The 17,212-nt window shown below is 74.5% G+C and carries 18 protein-coding genes; 7 read left to right on the forward strand and 11 right to left on the reverse strand.

What is annotated here, in order from left to right:
- Positions 1 to 32: 32 nt before the first annotated feature.
- From FB558_RS01305 to FB558_RS01320, 4 genes are read right to left on the reverse strand one after another with little or no spacing between them, the layout of a single operon-like run.
- Positions 33 to 890, reverse strand: a complete 858-nt coding sequence (locus FB558_RS01305; protein WP_142047320.1) for a carbohydrate ABC transporter permease — start codon at positions 888 to 890, stop codon at positions 33 to 35.
- Positions 890 to 1,837, reverse strand: a complete 948-nt coding sequence (locus tag FB558_RS01310; RefSeq protein WP_142047322.1) for a carbohydrate ABC transporter permease — start codon at positions 1,835 to 1,837, stop codon at positions 890 to 892. Before FB558_RS01310 ends, FB558_RS01305 begins: the two co-directional genes overlap by 1 nt.
- Positions 1,827 to 3,092: an ABC transporter substrate-binding protein gene (locus FB558_RS01315; RefSeq protein WP_142047324.1), complete on the reverse strand. Its 1,266-nt coding sequence runs from the start codon at positions 3,090 to 3,092 to the stop codon at positions 1,827 to 1,829. The genes FB558_RS01310 and FB558_RS01315 overlap by 11 nt, the downstream gene beginning before the upstream one ends.
- The gene (locus FB558_RS01320) at positions 3,089 to 3,895 is read right to left on the reverse strand and encodes an IclR family transcriptional regulator (RefSeq protein ID WP_142047326.1); all 807 of its coding nucleotides are present in this window, start codon (positions 3,893 to 3,895) and stop codon (positions 3,089 to 3,091) included. Before FB558_RS01320 ends, FB558_RS01315 begins: the two co-directional genes overlap by 4 nt.
- 92 nt (positions 3,896 to 3,987) lie before the next feature.
- On the opposite strand from FB558_RS01320, the gene FB558_RS01325 reads away from it, so the two are divergent.
- Both FB558_RS01325 and FB558_RS01330 read left to right on the forward strand, forming a co-directional pair.
- Entirely contained in the window at positions 3,988 to 5,148 is a 1,161-nt protein-coding gene (locus FB558_RS01325) for a mandelate racemase/muconate lactonizing enzyme family protein (RefSeq protein WP_142047328.1), read from the forward strand.
- 6 nt (positions 5,149 to 5,154) lie between these two features.
- The gene (locus FB558_RS01330; RefSeq protein ID WP_142047330.1) at positions 5,155 to 6,072 is read left to right on the forward strand and encodes a dihydrodipicolinate synthase family protein; all 918 of its coding nucleotides are present in this window, start codon (positions 5,155 to 5,157) and stop codon (positions 6,070 to 6,072) included.
- Between the two features lie 12 nt (positions 6,073 to 6,084).
- Here the strand turns inward: FB558_RS01330 and FB558_RS01335 are convergent, their stop codons facing one another.
- From FB558_RS01335 to FB558_RS01355, 5 genes are read right to left on the reverse strand one after another with little or no spacing between them, the layout of a single operon-like run.
- Complete coding sequence (locus FB558_RS01335) at positions 6,085 to 7,650, reverse strand: polyamine aminopropyltransferase (protein WP_142047332.1); 1,566 nt, start codon at positions 7,648 to 7,650, stop codon at positions 6,085 to 6,087.
- Positions 7,651 to 7,660: 10 nt separating this feature from the next.
- Complete coding sequence (locus tag FB558_RS01340) at positions 7,661 to 8,134, reverse strand: DUF350 domain-containing protein (protein WP_142047334.1); 474 nt, start codon at positions 8,132 to 8,134, stop codon at positions 7,661 to 7,663.
- Positions 8,135 to 8,165: 31 nt separating this feature from the next.
- Complete coding sequence (locus FB558_RS01345) at positions 8,166 to 8,567, reverse strand: DUF4247 domain-containing protein (protein WP_211365959.1); 402 nt, start codon at positions 8,565 to 8,567, stop codon at positions 8,166 to 8,168.
- A complete protein-coding gene (locus tag FB558_RS01350) occupies positions 8,564 to 9,073 on the reverse strand; it encodes a DUF2617 family protein (RefSeq protein ID WP_142047338.1) in 510 nt (169 codons plus the stop codon). The genes FB558_RS01345 and FB558_RS01350 overlap by 4 nt, the downstream gene beginning before the upstream one ends.
- Positions 9,070 to 9,672 carry a DUF4178 domain-containing protein gene (locus tag FB558_RS01355; protein ID WP_142047340.1) on the reverse strand — a complete coding sequence of 201 codons (603 nt, stop codon included), beginning with the start codon at positions 9,670 to 9,672 and terminating at the stop codon, positions 9,070 to 9,072. Before FB558_RS01355 ends, FB558_RS01350 begins: the two co-directional genes overlap by 4 nt.
- Before the next feature lie 224 nt (positions 9,673 to 9,896).
- Here FB558_RS01355 and FB558_RS01360 point away from each other — a divergent pair, with 224 nt between their 5' ends.
- Positions 9,897 to 11,093, forward strand: a complete 1,197-nt coding sequence (locus FB558_RS01360) for an LCP family protein (RefSeq protein WP_170231148.1) — start codon at positions 9,897 to 9,899, stop codon at positions 11,091 to 11,093.
- A gap of 26 nt (positions 11,094 to 11,119) precedes the next feature.
- Positions 11,120 to 13,192 (forward strand): S9 family peptidase, encoded by a 2,073-nt coding sequence (locus FB558_RS01365; RefSeq protein WP_142047344.1) that lies wholly within the window; start codon positions 11,120 to 11,122, stop codon positions 13,190 to 13,192.
- Positions 13,193 to 13,242: 50 nt separating this feature from the next.
- Here FB558_RS01365 and FB558_RS01370 read toward each other — a convergent pair whose 3' ends face one another.
- Positions 13,243 to 14,739, reverse strand: a complete 1,497-nt coding sequence (locus tag FB558_RS01370) for an MFS transporter (RefSeq protein WP_425467960.1) — start codon at positions 14,737 to 14,739, stop codon at positions 13,243 to 13,245.
- Between the two features lie 67 nt (positions 14,740 to 14,806).
- On the opposite strand from FB558_RS01370, the gene FB558_RS01375 reads away from it, so the two are divergent.
- From FB558_RS01375 to ligD, 3 genes are all read left to right on the forward strand, one after another.
- Positions 14,807 to 15,181, forward strand: a complete 375-nt coding sequence (locus tag FB558_RS01375; protein WP_142047346.1) for an FKBP-type peptidyl-prolyl cis-trans isomerase — start codon at positions 14,807 to 14,809, stop codon at positions 15,179 to 15,181.
- Positions 15,178 to 15,678, forward strand: coding sequence for a metallophosphoesterase family protein (locus tag FB558_RS01380; protein WP_142047348.1), 501 nt, complete (start codon positions 15,178 to 15,180; stop codon positions 15,676 to 15,678). The genes FB558_RS01375 and FB558_RS01380 overlap by 4 nt, the downstream gene beginning before the upstream one ends.
- Before the next feature lie 82 nt (positions 15,679 to 15,760).
- Entirely contained in the window at positions 15,761 to 16,726 is a 966-nt protein-coding gene (gene ligD / locus FB558_RS01385; protein WP_142047350.1) for a non-homologous end-joining DNA ligase, read from the forward strand.
- A gap of 62 nt (positions 16,727 to 16,788) precedes the next feature.
- Here ligD and FB558_RS01390 read toward each other — a convergent pair whose 3' ends face one another.
- On the reverse strand, positions 16,789 to 17,181 hold the full coding sequence (locus FB558_RS01390) for a cupin domain-containing protein (protein WP_142047352.1): 393 nt from the start codon (positions 17,179 to 17,181) through the stop codon (positions 16,789 to 16,791).
- Between the last annotated feature and the right edge of the window lie 31 nt (positions 17,182 to 17,212).

Genomic DNA, 17,212 nt, shown 5'->3' on the forward strand with positions numbered 1-17,212 from the left:
TACTCACCTGCTCCTGATCGGTCAAACGCTCCTCAGCCCTTGACCGATCCGGCGGCCATGCCCCGGGCCAGGAACGGCTCGAGGAACACGAACAGCACCAGCATCGGCACCATCGACAGGATCCCGGCGGCCATCAGCCCGCTCCAGTCGACGCTGAACTCCCCGATGAACGAGGCGATGCCGACGGTGATCGTCCAGCCACTGGGGTTGGGCATGAGCGTGCGGGCGAAGAGGAAGTCGCCCCAAGCGAGGATGCAGGCGTAGGTGAAGGTGGTGGCGAGTCCGGGCCGCAGCAGCGGCACGACCACCAGCCACAGCGCCCGCAGCCGGCCACAGCCGTCGATCATCGCGGCCTCCTCCACCTCCCCCGGCACCCCGTCGACGAAGCCCTTCATCAGCCAGGTCGTGAACGGCACCGTGGCGGCGACGTTGACCAGGACCACCGCCCAGAGACTGTTGATCATCCCGGCCGAGGCGAAGATCACGAACACCGGGATGATCAGCAGCGTGCCGGGCAGCATCCGGCTGAACAGCAGCGTGTAGCCCATCGTCTGCTGCCCGCGGGTCCGGAACCGGGACAGGCTGTAGCCGCCCAGCGTGGAGATCACCACCGCGATGGCGGCGGTGCCGACGGTGATCAGCACCGAGTTCCACAGCCAGCGCCCGATCGGCCGGCTCGTCAACACCTCGCCGTACGCATCGAGGCTCACCGAGCCGGCCGGCGGGACCAACGGCGGCGTGGACGTGAGCAGCTGCTGCGACGGCACGACCGAGGTCATCACCATCCAGTAGACGGGGAACAGCAGGACGGCGAGCGCGGCGACGCCCACCGCCAGCAGGCCCCACTGCCGGGGCGTGGTCGCGCGCCTGCGCGCCGCGGTGACGGCCATCAGATGAACCCCTGTCGGACGGACCGGCCCGCCGCGAGCAGCAGCAGCCCGGCGATGATCATGGTCACGACGCCGAGGGCCGCCGACACCCCGAAGCCGAAGAACTCGAAGGCCTCGTTGTAGATGCGGATGGCCAGCGTGCGGGTGGCGTCGTCGGGGCCGCCGCCGGTGAGCGGGAAGATGAAGTCGAACTCGCGGAACACCCCGACGCCGGTGATCACGATGGCCAGCGCCGACGGTGCGCGCAGGGCGGGCCAGGTGACGTAGCGGAACTGCTGCCAGGGGCGCGCGCCGTCGATGCGGGCGGCCTCGTACAGGTCCTCGGGCACGGCCTGCAGCGCCGCGAGGAGCACGAGGGTGAAGAACGGGTAGAACTTCCAGACGGTCGGGATGATCACCGCCGCCATCGCGGTGCGGCTGTCGGCCAGCCACGCCACGTTCTGCTCGATCAGCCCCAGCGAGCGCAGGAAGTAGTTGACCACGCCGAACGACCCGTCGAGCATCCAGCTGAACGCCGCGCTCACCACCACCCCTGGCACTGCCCACGGCAGCAGCGACAGCGGCCGGATGATCCGCCTGCCGGGGAACGAGCGGTGCAGCAGCAGGGCGAGCCCGAGCCCGATCGCGAACGCGGGCACCACCACCCCGACCGTGTAGACGATCGAGCGCCGGATGTCGCCGAGCAGCTCCGGGTCGGTGATGACCTCGACGTAGTTGGCGAGCGTGAGCGGGTACTGCCCGAGGTTCTGCAGATCGGTGATCTCGCCGCCGCGGAAGGACAGGTGGATCGCCACGTAGAGCGGATAGGCCATGAGCAGCCCGACGGCGGCGAGCGTCGGGGTGAGCATCCCGTAGGCGAACCAGCGGTCGCGCTCGGCGCGGGTCCGTCCCCTGCGGGGCGGCGGCGCGGTCGCGGGCGCGCGCTCGACCAGCACGTCAGGAGTCATCGCCTGCTCCTTCCAGGTCGGTGCGCAGGGTCGCGGCGGCCTCGTCGACCGGCGTCCCGCTCGCGATGAGGCGGATGGCGGCCGAGGCGACGGCGTCGCTCACCCGCCCGTGGTTGCGGCGGAGCTCCGGCGACCGGGGGAAGATGTCGACGGCCTGGTCGGCGAGCTGCCCGAACAGCTCCAGCTCCGGTGTCGCGGCCAGCGCCTCGGCCGTGACCGACCCCTTCCGCGGCGCCGGCACGGCCGTCAGCTCGGTGTAGCGGCGCTGCCACTCCGGTCGCGACGCCATCTCGATGAGGTCCCACACGGCGGCGGCCGTCTCCGGATCGGCGTCGGCGGGCACGTGCAGGCTGTTGCTGACCCCGCCGGGCACGACCGGGAACGGCGGCGCGGCCACCTCCAGGTGCTGCCGCACCTCCTCCGGAGCGCCCTGCACCTCCGACAGCAGGAACGGGCCGTCGATCACCATGGCGATCTGGCCGTTGAAGAACAGCTCGTTGCGCTGCTGGGACTGGATGCCCGGGGGCGCGGTCGCCACCAGGTCGCGGTACTGGCGCATGCCTTCCAGCACCGCGGGGTCGTCGGTGCTGATGCGCCCGTCGGGCTGCGACCACGCGCCGCCGTTGCCGACCACGAAGGCGGTCATCTCGGTGTAGTTGTCCGGGTTCTGCACGGTCGTGGCGCCGAAGCCGAACACGTCGTCGGACAGCGCGGAGACCGCGCGCGCCGCGGCGAGCATCTGCTGCGGGTCGGTCGGCACTCCGACACCGGCGTCGGCGAGCAGCTGCTCGTTGTAGAACAGCGCGTAGCCGTACCCGAGCAGGAGCAGGCCGTAGGTGCGCCCGTCCCAGCGCATCTGCTCCTGCAGGGGGCTCCAGGTCTGCGCCACGTCCGTGGTCGCGAGCTGCTCGTCGAGGGGCGCGAGCCAGCCGCGGGCGGCGAACTGCACGGCGTTGCTCGCCGGTAGGTGCACGACGTCGGGCGGGTCGCCTGCCGCGAACCGCGTGGTCTGCTGGGCCACGAAGCTGTCGAACGGCACCTGGTAGAAGTCGATGTCGACACCCCGGTGCTCGGCCTCGTAGGCCGCGATCAGCTCGCGCCACCACGGCGAGAACGACTCGTCGGCGGCCTGCCACGAGGGGAACTCGAGCACGAGCGTGTCGTCCGTGGCGGCAGCGCCGCACGCGGACGCCGCGCACAGCGCGGCCGCGGCGGTGGCCAGCGCCACGCTCCTGCGGAAGCGGCCTCTCGTCATGACCTCACTCCGTCGAGGGTGGCGGACTGGTGGCGGGGGCCGACGTAGCCGAGCCCCACGCTGATGGCGTCGGCCACCTCGACGATCCGGCGCCCCAGCTCGGCCTCGCGGGCCGGCAGGTCGATGGCCGACAGCGGCCCGGAGATCGAGATCCCGGCCACCACCTCGCCCGCGTGGTCCCGGACGGGCGCTGCGACGCAGGCCCGGCCCAGCGCCAGCTCCTCGCGCTCGACGGCGTAGCCGCGCTCGGCGACCGCCGCCAGCTCCGCGTCGAGGGCGTCGTGGCCGGTGAGGGTCTGCGCGGTGAAGCGGGGCAGGTCCGGCAGCAGCTCGCGGCGCTGCGCGGGCCCGAGCCCGAGCAGCAGGCACTTGCCCAGCCCGGTGGCGTGCAGGGGCTTGCGCTGGCCCATGAGCGTGAACGAGCGCGGCGCGAGGCGGCCCTCGAAGTTGCACAGGTAGGACAGCGACGCCCCGCGGCGGACCGCGACGTTCGCGCCCAGCCCCGTCGCGCAGGCCAGCTCCTGCGCCCGCTGGCGGGCCTCGCGGTGCACCGGGTGCCGGTTCACCGCGGCCCCGGCCAACCCGACGACGGCGGGGCCGAGCCGGTAGAGCGCGGTGGCCGGGTCCCGCTCCACGTACTCCAGCTGCTCCAGCGTGGCGAGCAGCCGCGACGTCGTCGACTGGCCCAGCCCGGCGCGCTGCGCGACGTCCGAGACGCGCAGGTCGGCGCCCGCGTCCAGGAACGTCGCCAGCACCGAGGTGGCCCGCTCGACGCTCTGGTTCAGGCCCTGATCCGCTGACACTGCATCGCTCCATCCGCTGTTTGCATCGCTCATGCGCTGTGTGGAAGTCTTGCTCACATGTTGCATGGCGTCAACCGAAGCGCGGATCTGCCGTGAGGATCGCCGCGGTCACCTCCCACGTGCTCAAGCTGCGCGCCGAGGCCGCGTACCTCGGCGCGCTGCCCGACGGGAGCACGCCACCCGGCGGCTACTCCGTGCGCGAGCCGTGGCGCAGCCTCTACTCCGACCGCTACGAGACGCTGCTGGTGCAGGTCACGGCCGAGGACGGCACCAGCGGGTGGGGCGAGGCGCTCGCCCCGGTGGCGCCGGAGGTGCCGGCCGCGGTGGTCGACCTGCTGCTCGCGCCCGTGCTGGTGGGCGCCGACGCGACGGCTCCCCGGCCCGCGTGGGTGCGCCTGCGCGACCTCATGCGCGAGCGGGGGCACCTCGTCGGGCACCAGGCCGACGCGCTCGCCGCGGTGGACATCGCGCTCTGGGACCTCGCCGGCAGGCTCACCGGCCGCCGGGTGGCCGACCTGCTCGGCGGCGCGTTCCGCGAGCAGCTCCGGACCTACGTCTCCGGCCTCCCCCGCCCCGACGACGCCGCACGCGCGGCGTTGGCCGCGGACTGGGTGCGGCGGGGCGCGCGCTCGGTCAAGCTGCACCTCGGCCACGGCGTCACCGAGGACCTCGCGACGGTCGACGCGGTGCGCGCGGCGGCCCCGGAGCTGCGCATCGCCGTCGACGCCCACTGGGCCTACCCCGTCGACGCGGCGCTACGGCTCGCCCGCGGGCTCGCCGAGCGCGGCTGCTGGTTCCTGGAGGCGCCCCTGGCGCCGGAGGACCTCTCCGGGCACGCCGAGCTGGTGTCCCGCGCGGAGCTGCCGGTCGCGGTCGGGGAGGCGCTGCGCAACCGGTTCGAGTTCGCGCAGTGGGTGGACGCGCGGGCGCTGCGGCTCGCGCAGCCCGACGTCGCGCGCACCGGCATCACCGAGCTGATGGCGATCGCCGAGGTCTGCGCCGCCCGGCACGTGCCGGTCGCCCCGCACCACTCCGTCGGGCTCGGCGTCGCGCTCGCGGCCGGCCTGCACGTCAGCGCGGCCGTCGAGGACCTGGCCGCCTTCGAGTACCAGCCGACCTCGGTCGAGGTCGGCACCCGCATCCTCACCCGGCCGCTCGACGTGGCGGCCGGTTCCGCGTCCCTGCCCACCTCCCCCGGGCTCGGCGTCGAGGTCGACGCCGACGCCGTGGCCCGTCTCGCCCAGGAGTCCTGACCACCGATGTCGCACCTCGTCCACGGCCTCGTGCCCATCCTCGCCACGCCGTTCACCGCGGACGGCGCGCTCGACCTGCCCGGCCTCACCCGCCTGACCCGGTTCCAGCTGGCCTCCGGCGTCGACGGGGTGGCCACCTTCGGCATGGCCAGCGAGGGGTTCGCGCTCACCACCGCCGACCGGGAGCGGGTGCTGGCCACGATCGTCGACGTCGTCGACGGCGCCGTCCCCGTCGTGGCCGGGGTGAACGGCACCTCCACGGCCGTGGCGCTCGAGCAGGCGCGCGCCGCGCAGGACGGCGGCGCGCAGGCCCTGATGGTGCTGCCGCCGTTCCTGGTCAAGCCCGGCGCGGCGCAGCTCGTCGACTTCTACGGCGAGGTCGCGGCCGCCGTGTCCTGCGAGGTCATGGTGCAGGACGCGCCGGGCGCCACCGGCGTCGCGATGCCGCCCGCGCTCATCGCCACGCTCGCCGGGCTCGACGGCGTCACGTCGGTGAAGGTCGAGGCGCCCCCGACGGCCCCGAAGGTCGGCCAGGTCGTCGAGGCGCTGGCCGCGGCGGTGGCCGACGACGGCTTCGCGGTGCTCGGCGGGCAGAACGCCCAGTTCGTGCTCGAGGAGTACCACCGGGGCGCGATCGGCACGATGCCGGCGTGCGAGTTCCCCGACCTGCTGCGCCCGGTGCTCGCCGACTGGGACGCGGGCCTGCGCGCCGAGGCCCGCGCCGCGTTCGCCCGCCTCACCCCCCTGGTGCTCTTCGGCCTGCAGCCGGGCATCGCCTGGGCCGTGCACAAGGAGGTGCTGGTGCGGCGCGGCATCATCGACACCGCGACCGTGCGCTCCCCTGCGGCCGACCTCGACGAGGCCACGCGCGCGAGCCTGCACACCCTGCTCGACGAGCTGGAGCTGCCCGCGGCGCAGTTCTGACCCATTTCGCTTTCAGCGGCCCACGTAGCCGTGCCGCGTGTCGTCCACCACGAGCGGGCGGTCCAGGGTGGACGGGGGCAGCGGCTGCGGGAGGCGGTCCCGGGGGAACACCGCCGCCGCCTGCAGCACGGCCTCGTCGAGGAACCTCATCGGCGGGGCCTGCCCCGAGAGCGTCAGGGCGGGCGGCGGCCCGCCGGGCCGGGCCAGGGCGAAACCCCAGTCGCCGAAGCTGGGCACGTGCACGTGGTAGGGCGTGGCGGCGAGGCCTGCGGAGCCGATCGTCGAGATCGTGCGCCAGTACGCCGTGGGCGTCGAGTACGGGCTGCCGGCCTGCACCGACATCAGCCCGCCCGGGTTCAGCGCCGCGCCCACGAGGCCGTAGAACTCGGTGGAGTAGAGCCGGCCCAGCGCCGGGGTGTCGGGGTCGGGCATGTCGACGACCACCGCGTCGAAGCCGCGCGCGGCCGGCCCCCGCAGCCAGGTGAAGGCGTCGGCGGCGATCACCTGGACGCGCGGGTCGGTCAGCGAACCGCCGTTCAGCTCGGCGAGCCGGGTGCGCGCGAGGTCCAGGACGGCCGGGTCCAGGTCCACCTGCACGACCTCGCGCACCGACGGGTGGCGCAGCGCCTCCCGCGCGGCCAGGCCGTCGCCGCCGCCGAGGACCAGCACCCGCTCCGGGTCGGCCGCGAGCACCGGGTGCACGAGCGCCTCGGTGTAGCGGTACTCGTCGAGGCTGGAGAACTGCAGGTCGCCGTCGAGGTAGAGCCGCACGTCGCCGGAGCGCTCGGTCAGGACGATCTGCTGGTAGGCCGACTGCTCGGCGACCACCACCGGGTCGGCGTAGAGCCGCTGCCGCGCCGTCACCTCGATGTCATGGGCCCGGACCAGCAGCACGCCCAGCAGGACGGCCGCGGCGAGCAGGGCGGCGGTCGCCGCGCGCCGGGCGCCCACGCCCATCTGCTCCCGCAGCAGGAACGCGGCGACGACGGCCGCGGCCGCCAGGTTCACCATCCCTGTCAGGGCCGCGCCGCGGACCTGCCCGGCCAGCGGCAGCAGCACGAACGGCCAGGCGAGGCCGCCCAGCAGGGCACCGGCGTAGTCGGCGGCGTTGAGGTCGGCGAGCACCCGCCCCGACGTGCGGGCGTCGATGCCGCTGCGTCCCGACTGCAGCAGCGTCATCAGCAGCGGCACCTCGGCCCCGACGAGGATGCCGATCACCGCAGTGGCCCCGACCAGCACGGCGGCGCTCGTGCCGTAGAAGGAGAAGGAGACGTACAGCGTCACGGCGCTGAGCCCGCCCACGACGCCGAGCAGGATCTCCACGGCCACGAACACGGTCGCCGAGTGCCCCAGCAAGGGCTTGACCAGGAGCGCGCCCGCGCCGAGCGCGGCGACGAACCCGGCGACGATCAGGGAGGTCTCGGTGATGCCGCCGCCGACGAGGCTCGCCGACAGCGTGAGCAGGACGAGCTCGTAGACCAGCCCGCAGGCGGCGCAGACGCCGACCGCGGCGAGGAGCAGCGGCCGCGCCCACCGCAGTGGGGCCGCCCCGCGCCTGCCCGTCGCCGCGCCGCTCACGACAGACCGCTCAGGACAGGGCGGCGGCGTTCACCGCGCCGATCGCGACCAGGCTGATGCCCACCGCCCACGCCGCGCCGTTCATCCGCGGCTCGTTGACGAGGTTGCGCAGGTGCCCGGGGACGAACGCGTCGAGCAGCCGCAGCGCCACGGCCTGCAGCACGACGCCGAGGATCCCGTAGACGGCCGAGTCGACCAGACCCTGGCCGAGGCTGTCGGCGCTCGTCATGATCGAGGTGACCACGATGATCGCGAGAGCGAGGTGGTTCGCCCCCAGCAGGATCGCCGCGTTCGGGTTGCGGTCGACGTAGACCTGGTGCCGCAGGTTGCCCGGGGTGAGCAGGTCGAGCGCGAGGAAACCCAGGCTCAGCACGACGGCGCCGACGACGAAGAACAGCAGCGTCGCGGCGACGCCCTGCGTGAGCGAGCCGCCGTCGATCGACCCGAACTCGAGGGCGTGTGCGGCGGGGTGCGTCACGGGCACGGGTTCCTCCTGGGTGGTGCGGGGAGCGCGTTCACTTCGTGTCTCCCGGGCCGCCGCTGACGGCGCCGCCGGCGGGCGAGCCGGGGTTGAACCCGGGGCCGAGGTAGGCGAAGTAGCCGCTGCGGTACCGGTCGTCCAGGTCCTCGACCTGGACGGTGCTGCCGTTCGGCGCCGCGCTCACGATCACGATGTCGTCGTCGTAGCGCAGGTACTCGGCGCCGCCGTCGGACTGCCGCGCCGCAGGCGGCACAGCGGCGGCGATCGCCGCGGCCGTGGTGCCGACGGGCGTGGTGGTGGTGTAGGTGGCGCTGTCACCACTGCTGTTCTGCAGCTGGTAGCTGTCGTCGAGGTGGTTGCGGACGTCGTCGCCGACGCCGCAGCCCCCGAGCAGCAGCGCGGCGGCGGCGAGGAGCGCGGCGAGCGCCCGGCTCACGGTGTCCACCTGCTCCGCGTCGTCACGATCACGCTCCTCTCGGCGCCGGGGTACAGGTGCCAGGTCTCCCAGGTCCAGCCGCCGGTGGGCAGCGCCGCGGCGGTGAGCGCGGTCAACGCCCCCGCTCCGCCGGGGAAGGCGCCGCAGAGCCAGTGCGCATCCCGCTCCGCGCGGCCGCGCAGCCGCGCCGCGGTGGCGTCGAACTCCGCCCGTGGCGGCGCCGTGACCGCGGAGGTCATCGAGTAGCCGCCCGCCTCCGCGCGCTCGGGCAGCTCCTGCCCGCCCGCGGCGAGCGCGTCGCAGGACACCTGCTCGGTGAGCCTGCGGGCTCCGGCCGTCGCGGTGACCACGTGCGAGGCGCCGAGCACACCCAGCACGAGGACGCCGCCGCGGCCGTCGTCGAGGGTGAGCTGCGCCAGCGGGGTGGGAGCGGGCGCGTCGAGGAGCAGGCCCAGCGCCTCGGCCCGGACGTCCCGCGGCTCGACATCGAGGTCGTGCAGGCTCATGCGCCGGGGGCCGAGTGGTAGACGGTCAGCTCGCCGCGCGACACCGACCGGCCCGTCGAGACCTCCCAGGACTGCGTGGCGGCCCAGCGCTCGAACGCGATCATGCCGGTGCCGTCGGCCGTGGCGTAGTCGGCGTAGTCGACGGTGCCGCTCGGCGGCGTGCCCGTGGTGCCCTCCGCGGTGTAGGTCGCGCGCCCGCGCTCGATCTGGCGGTGGACCTTGTCGTCGAGGATCACGTCGCCGTCGGGGGTGAGGCCGGTGCCCTCGCGGCGCATCCAGAGCGTCATCTCGAGCTCGCCCTCGTCGTCCTCGACGGTGAGCCAGCGGCGTCCGGTCGAGCCGTCGAGCAGGTGCTCGCGCCAGGTCATCCCGCCCTCGGACAGCACGATCGTGCCGCGCACGACGTGGTCGATCCCGGCGTAGGTGATGATGTCGCCCACACCGATCTTGTGCGGGTCGTAGACGTCCGGCTCGTTCGCGAGGGGGTCGACGCGACCCGGGGCGGTCTTCCCCCGCGACTGTTGGCGCATCCGCAGCACCAGGACGACGACGCCGGCCAGCACGACGATCACGAGCAGGGCGAGCAGCAGTTCGGTCATGACGCGGCTCCTCGGACCGGCGGGACTGATCGGCGAGACCCTAGCGTCCCCTCGCGGCGGCACGCGCAATGCCCGAGACGGCCCCGGAGACCGAGCGTGGCTCCGTTCGGAGCAGTCGTGCCGCCTGCTGCCCACCTAGACTGGGCGAAGGGCCGCGTCGGCGGCCGCGGAGTCCCGGGCGGTCGCGGCGAAGCGCCGATCCAGGCGCTGGCGACCGGAGTGACATGAACGCGAGACGCACCGTGCTGATCGCTGTGCGCGCCGTCACCGCGCTCGCCTCCGCCGCTGCGCTCGTCGCCGCGGGGTTCGTCTGGTCGCTGCACCAGCGGGTCGACACCGGCGCCGTCACGAGCGACGCGGCGATCCCCACGCCGCGTCCCACCCCGGTGGGCGAGGAGTTCACCGCCCTGCTGGTGGGCCTCGACGCCCGCACCGACGCCCACGGTGAGCCGCTGCCACCCGCCGTCCTCGACGCCCTGCACGCCGGGCCCGACGAGGGGCAGCTGCACACGGACACGATCATCCTGCTGCACGTGCCCGCCGGTCCGGACGCGCAGGCGGTGGCGGTGTCGATCCCGCGCGACTCCTTCGTGGAGATCGCGGGCGGCCGCGGCACCCACAAGATCAACTCGGCGTACCGGCGCGGGATGCAGGACGCCGAGGACGCCCTGCTCGCCCAGGGCATCGAGGGCGCCGAGCTCGACCGGCGCGCCCGGGAGGCCGGCAGGCGCACGCTCGTGGCCACCGTGCAGGAGCTCACCGGCGTCGAGGTCGACCACTTCGCCGAGATCGGCATGGCCGGGTTCGTCGAGCTCACCGAGGCGCTCGGCGGGGTGCCCGTGTGCCTGAACGCGCCGGTCCGCGACACCTACTCCGGTGTCGACCTGCCGGCCGGGCAGCAGCTGGTCAGCGGGCCCGGTGCGCTCGCGTTCGTCCGGCAGCGGCACGGTCTCGCCGACGGCGACCTCGACCGCATCGCCCGCCAGCAGGCCTTCGCCGCAGGCCTCAGCAGGCGGGTGCTGGAGGCGGGCACCCTCTCCGACCCGCTGCGCCTGCAGCGCCTGCTCGACATCGGCACCCGCTACGTCGTGCTCGACCGGGGCTGGGACCTCGAGCAGGCCCTCACCCAGCTGCGCCGCGTCACCGGCGATGAGTTCACCTTCCACACCATCCCCACCGGGCGCCCGGACCTGCACACGCCGGTGGACGGCATCGCCGTCGAGGTCGACCCCGACGCCGTGCGCGCGTTCGTCGGGGAGTTGCTGGAGCCCGCGGCGACGGCCACGAGCGCACCCACCACCGCGCGGGCCGCGCCCACCAGCACCGCGGACCAGGGCGACTCCGAGCCGGTCACGTTGCTCCCGCCCGCCCCCACGACCTCGCCGCCGATCACCGCGGGCGGCGTCCCCTGCGTGGACTGAGCCTCGTCCGGGCAGACTGGTCCGCCGTGACCGACAGCTTCCCGCGCAGACAGGCCCGCACCCGCCGCTTCACCCTCGGCGCCCCCCGCGGCGTCACCGTCTCCCCCGACGGCGAGCGCGTCGTGTTCCTGCGCAGCCGGGGCGGCACCGATCCCGTCACCTGCCTCTGGACGCTGGACCTCGACACCGGCGAGGAGCGGCTCGTCGCCGACCCGCGCGAGCTGGAGACCGCGGGGGCCGACGAGCTGCCGCCGGAGGAGAAGGCGCGGCGCGAGCGCAGCCGCGAGCAGGCGGGCGGCGTCGTCGGCTACGCCACCGACCGGCCGGTCACGACGGCCGCGTTCGCCCTGTCCGGCCGGCTCTACGTCGCCGACTTCGCCGGCGGGCTGAGCCCGCGCCTCGTCGACACCCCCGACGGTGTCATCGACCCGCGGCCGGACCCGCACGGTCGCCACGTCGCGTTCGTCAGCGGCGGCGCGCTGCACGTCCACGACCTCACCGCCCGCACGACCACGGCCCTCGCCGAACCGGACGGCCCGCACGTCACCTACGGCCTCGCCGACTTCGTCGCGGCCGAGGAGATGGGGCGGATGCGCGGGTACTGGTGGGCGCCGGACGGCGAGTCGCTGCTTGTCGCACGCGTCGACGACGCGCCGGTGCGGCGGTGGCACATCGCCGACCCCGCCCACCCCGAGCGCCCGCCCGCCGTCGTCGCCTACCCCGCCGCCGGCACGCCGAACGCAGGCGTGTCCCTCGAACTGGTCGCGCTCGACGGCACCGTGGTGCCGGTGCGCTGGGACGCCGCTCGCGACGAGTACCTCGCCGACGTCGTGTGGGACGCCCACGGCCTCCTCGTGGTCGTGCAGCCCCGCGACCAGCGCGCCCTGCGGGTGCTGCGCGTCGATCCCGCGACCGGTGGCACGACGCTCCTGCACGAGCAGACCGACCCGGTCTGGGTGGACATCGTGCCCGGCGTGCCCGCGCACACGGAGTCCGGCGCGCTCGTCACCGTCGGCGACGTCGACGGGAGCAGGCGGCTGGTCGTCGACGGCGAGCCGGTGACGCCCGCGTCGCTGCAGGTGCGCGACGTCGCCGACGTCGACGGTGACGTGGTGCTGTTCCGCGCGAGCGACGACCCGACCGCGATCGGGCTCTGGACATGGGGGCCGGACGGCGTCACGGCGGTCGCAGGCGGCGCCGGGGTGCACAGCGGGCGCCTCGCCGGCGGCACGCTCGTGGTGACCCGGCAGGACCTGGACACCGACGGCAGCACCACCACCGTGCACCGCGGCGGGGCCGAGCGCACGATCGCCTCGTTCGCCGACCTGCCCGGCCTGACGCCGCGGGTCGCGCTGCTCACCGCGGGCGAGCGCGACCTGCGCGTCGCCGTGCTGCTGCCCACCGGGCACGAGCCCGGGACCCCGCTGCCGGTCCTCATGGACCCCTACGGCGGCCCGCACGCCCAGCGGGTGGTCGCCGCGCGGGCGGCCCACCTGACCAGCCAGTGGTTCGCCGACCAGGGCTTCGCGGTCGTCGTCGTCGACGGGCGGGGCACGCCGGGCCGCGGCCCCGCGTTCGAGCGGGCCGTGCACGGCGACCTCGCCGGACCCGTGCTGCAGGACCAGGTCGACGCGCTGCACGGCGTCGCGGAGCGATACCCGGACCTCGACCTGGGCCGCGTCGGCATCCGCGGCTGGTCCTTCGGCGGCTACCTCGCCGCTCTCGCCGTCCTGCGGCGCCCCGACGTCTTCCACGCGGCCGTCGCCGGCGCCCCGGTCACCGACTGGGCGCTCTACGACACCCACTACACCGAGCGCTACCTCGGCCGCCCCGACACCGACCCGGACGCCTACGCGCGCTCCTCGCTGCTCGACGACGCCCCCGCGCTCACCCGCCCGCTGCTGCTGGTGCACGGCCTGGCCGACGACAACGTGGTCGCCGCGCACACCCTGCGCCTGTCCTCGGCGCTGCTCGCGGCGGGCCGCCCGCACAGCGTGCTGCCGCTGTCGGGCGTCACGCACATGACGCCGCAGGAGGTCGTCGCGGAGAACCTGCTCCTGCTGCAGGTCCAGTTCCTCCGGCAGGCCCTGGGCGCCTGAGGTCGTGAGTGGATACGGGTGCTGGAGCACTCGTATCCACTCACGGCCGGTCAGCCGTGCGCGGCGTGCCCGTAGGTGTGGGCCTCCTCCTCCGCGCACCGCCGCCGCACCTTGCGCTCGTGGCGCAGGTCGAGCACCGCGATGACCAGCGCGGCCGACACCGACAGCACGGCCCCGCCCAGCGCCACGGCGGCCGCGAGCGGGTAGTTCTGGCCGGTGGCCCCGAGGACCAGGTAGAAGGCGCCGGGCAGCGCGGCGGTGCCGATGGCCGCGCCGATCCTTTGCCCGGTCTGCAGCGCTCCCCCGGCCGAGCCGGCCATGCGCACCGGCACCTCGCGCAGCGTCAGCGTGATGTTCGGGGAGATCACCAGTCCGCCGCCGACACCGGCGACGAGCAGGGACGGGGCCATCGCCCAGATCAGGGACCCGGGCGGCACCAGCAGCACCACGGCGATCGTCGCGACGAGGCCGGTGATCACACCGACGAGGCCGATCACCGTCAGCCGCCTGCCGAACCGCTCCACGAGACGGCCACCGACCGCCGCCGACACCGCGGAGCCGAGCGCGAACGCGGTGACCGAGAGCCCGGACTGCAACGGCGTGTAGCCCAGCCCGGACTGCAGGAACAGCGCGAAGACCAGCCAGATGCCGGAGAAGCCCAGGAAGTAGACGGCGCCCAGCCCGGCCCCGGTGGCGTAGCCGCGCGTGCGGGTGAGCAGCCGCAGGTCGAGCAGCGGTTCACCGCCGCGGCGCAGCGTGCGCCGCTCCCACCCGACGAACGCCGCACCCAGCGCCGCGCCGACCGGGAACAGCCACCACAGCCGCGCGACGCCCCCGGACTCGGCCTGCACGAGTGGCAGGAGCACCGCGAGCACACCGCCGCCGAGCAGGGCCGCGCCCACCACGTCGATGTGCCCGACCCGGTCGTCGCGCGCCACCGACGGGATCAGCCGGGCCGCCAGCACGAGCGCGACCACGCCGATCGGCAGGTTGATCAGGAAGATCCAGCGCCATCCGTCCGGACCGTCGGCGAGGGCGAGGACCAGCCCACCGGCGATCGGCCCGACCGCCGTCGAGATCCCCACCGTCGCGCCGAAGAACCCGAACGCCCGCCCGCGCTCGGCGCCGGAGAACAGCTGCTGGATCAGGCCGGAGTTCTGGGGCGCGAGCGTGCCGGCCGCGAACCCCTGCGCGAGCCGCGCAGCCACCAGCAACCCGACGCTCGGCGCCGCGCCCGCCAGCCCGCTGAAGAGCACGAACGCCGCGAGCGCGCCGAGGAACATCCGGCGTCGCCCCAGCGCGTCGCCCAGCCGGCCCGCGGGGACGAGCGCCAGGCCGAACGTCAGCGCGTACCCGGAGACGACCCACTGCACCGCGGCCGGGGACGCGCCGAGGCTCTGCTGCAGCGACGGCAGCGCCACCGACACGATGCTCACGTCGAGCAGGGTCATGAACCCGGCGACCAGCGTCACCGAGAGCGCACGCCACCGGTTCGCGTCGGGCGCGTCCGTCCCGGCGACGGACGCGTGCGCATCGGCCCCGACCACGAGGCCTGTCTACCCGCGGGGAACCGGTCTGGCACTCTGGGCGACCCCATCCATCTGGAGGAAGCACGTGGCACCGCAGCGACCCGAGGTCGACCCGCACGACGGCCCCGCCCCCGCCGACCTGCTGGTCGAGGACCTCAGCACCGGTGACGGGGCCGAGGCCACGCCCGGCCACACCGTCGAGGTGCACTACGTGGGCGTCGCCCACTCCACCGGCGAGGAGTTCGACGCCTCCTGGAACCGCGGCTCGACGTTCCGCTTCCCGCTGGGCGCCGGGCGCGTCATCAGCGGCTGGGACCGCGGCGTCACCGGGATGAAGGTCGGCGGACGGCGTCGGCTGGTGATCCCGCCGCACCTGGGCTACGGCGACCGCGGCGCGGGCGGCGCGATCAAGCCCGGCGAGACGCTGATCTTCGTGGTCGACCTGGTGGGCGTGCACTGAACCTGCTGCTGATCTCCGACACCCACCTGCCGGTGCGGGCGAAGGACCTGCCCGCACCGGTGTGGGAGGCCGTCGACGCCGCCGACGTGGTCGTGCACGCCGGCGACTGGGTGTCGGTCGAACTGCTCGACGCGCTCGAGGCCCGCGCGCGCCGGCTCGTCGGCGTGTACGGCAACAACGACGGGGGCGCGCTGCGGAACCGGCTGCCGGAGGTGGCGCGCGTCGAGCTGGGGGGTGTCCGGTTCGCCGTGGTGCACGAGACCGGCGCCGCCACCGGCCGGGAGCGCCGCTGCGCGAAGGCCTACCCGGACGTCGACGTGCTGGTGTTCGGCCACAGCCACATCCCCTGGGACACCACGGCCGACACCGGCCTGCGCCTGCTCAACCCCGGCTCCCCCACCGACCGCCGCCGGCAGCCCACCTTCACCTGGATGACGGTCGACGTCGCCGACGGTGTGCTCGGCGAGGTGCAGCTGCACCACCTCCCACCCCCCTGACAGCGCGAGTCTCCCGTCCTGACAGGGCGAGTTGCACGTTCGTCACCTGGTCCGGCGGCGGCGGACGTGGTAGGAGGGCACGATGCCGCCACGGAGCCGTGCCACCACCGTCGAGACCAGGGACGGGGTGGAGCTCACCAACCTCGACCAGCCGCTCTTCGACGGCGCCGAGGCCACCAAGCGCGACCTCGTGGACTACCTCGACGCCGTCCACGAGCGGATCCTGCCCGAGCTGCGGCGGCGGCCCCTGTCGGTGATCCGGGTCCGGCCGGGCCAGGAGCCGTTCATGCAGAAGAACGTGCCCAAGTACACGCCGGACTGGGTCGAGACGACGACGGTGTGGGCCGAGGCGTCGCACCGCGAGGTGCGCTACGCGCTGGCGAACGATCGCCGCACGCTGCTGTGGTTCGCCAACCAGCGCTCGGTGGAGTACCACCCGACGCTCATGCGCGTCGGGGAGCCGCACCCGACGTCGCTGATCCTCGACCTGGACCCGCCCGCGGGTGACGACTTCGCGCACGTCGTCCGGGCGGCGTACCTGGTGCGCCAGGCGCTCGACGACAGCGGGCTCGAGGGCGTCGTCAAGACGAGCGGCGCCAAGGGCCTGCACGTCGTGGTGCCGCTGGACGCCGGCGTCGGCTTCGAGGACGCCGCCGCGGCCACCCGCGCGCTCGCCGCCCGGGCCGAGCGCGTCGACCCCGAGGTCGCCACGACCGCCTACATCAAGGAGGACCGCGGAGGGAAGGTCTTCGTGGACTCGACGCGCGCGGGCGGCGCGACGGTGGTCGCGGCCTACAGCCCGCGGGCGCGGCCGGGCGTCCCGGTGTCGTTCCCGGTGGCGTGGGGCGACCTCGACCGCATCACGCCGCGGGACTTCACCGTGCGCACCGCGGTCGGGCTGCTCGACGGCTCCGACCCGTGGCGCGAGCGGATGCCCGCGCCCCAGGCCGTCCCCGCGGACGTGCTGGAGGAGGGCCACGCGATCCCCGTCGCGCGGGTGGCGGCGATGCACGAGGGCAAGCGGCGCGCGCGGGCGCGCCGGCAGTAGCGCCGGCGCGGCCGCAACGCGGAACTCGCCGGGTCCGAACGGGAGACTCGCGGGCGAGGGGGTCAGGAGGTGGGAGGCTCGTCCTTGCCGGACTCCTCGGCCTCGTCGGCCTCCTGCTTCGTGCGGTGCACGGCGCCGTCGGCGTGCTCGGGCGGGCCGTAGACCGTGTAGAGGACCAGCGGGTTGGGCCCCGTGTTGACGAAGTTGTGCTTCGTCCCCGACGGCACGACCACCAGGTCACCTGCGGCGACCTTCTTGGTCCTGCCGCTCACGCGCGCCTCGCCGGTGCCGCTGACGAAGGTCAGGATCTGGTCGATGCCGTCGTGCACCTCCTCGCCGATCTCGCCGTCCGGGGGGATGGTCATGATCACGAGCTGGCTGTGCTCGCCGGTCCAGAGGACCCGGCGGAAGTCGTCGCTCTGCTCCGCGACGGTGGCGATGGTGAAGTGCTCCATGCTGCTCCTGTGCCCGGATCATCGTCGTTCC

Source organism: Pseudonocardia kunmingensis (assembly GCF_006716445.1).
GTDB classification, from domain to species: domain Bacteria; phylum Actinomycetota; class Actinomycetes; order Mycobacteriales; family Pseudonocardiaceae; genus Pseudonocardia; species Pseudonocardia kunmingensis.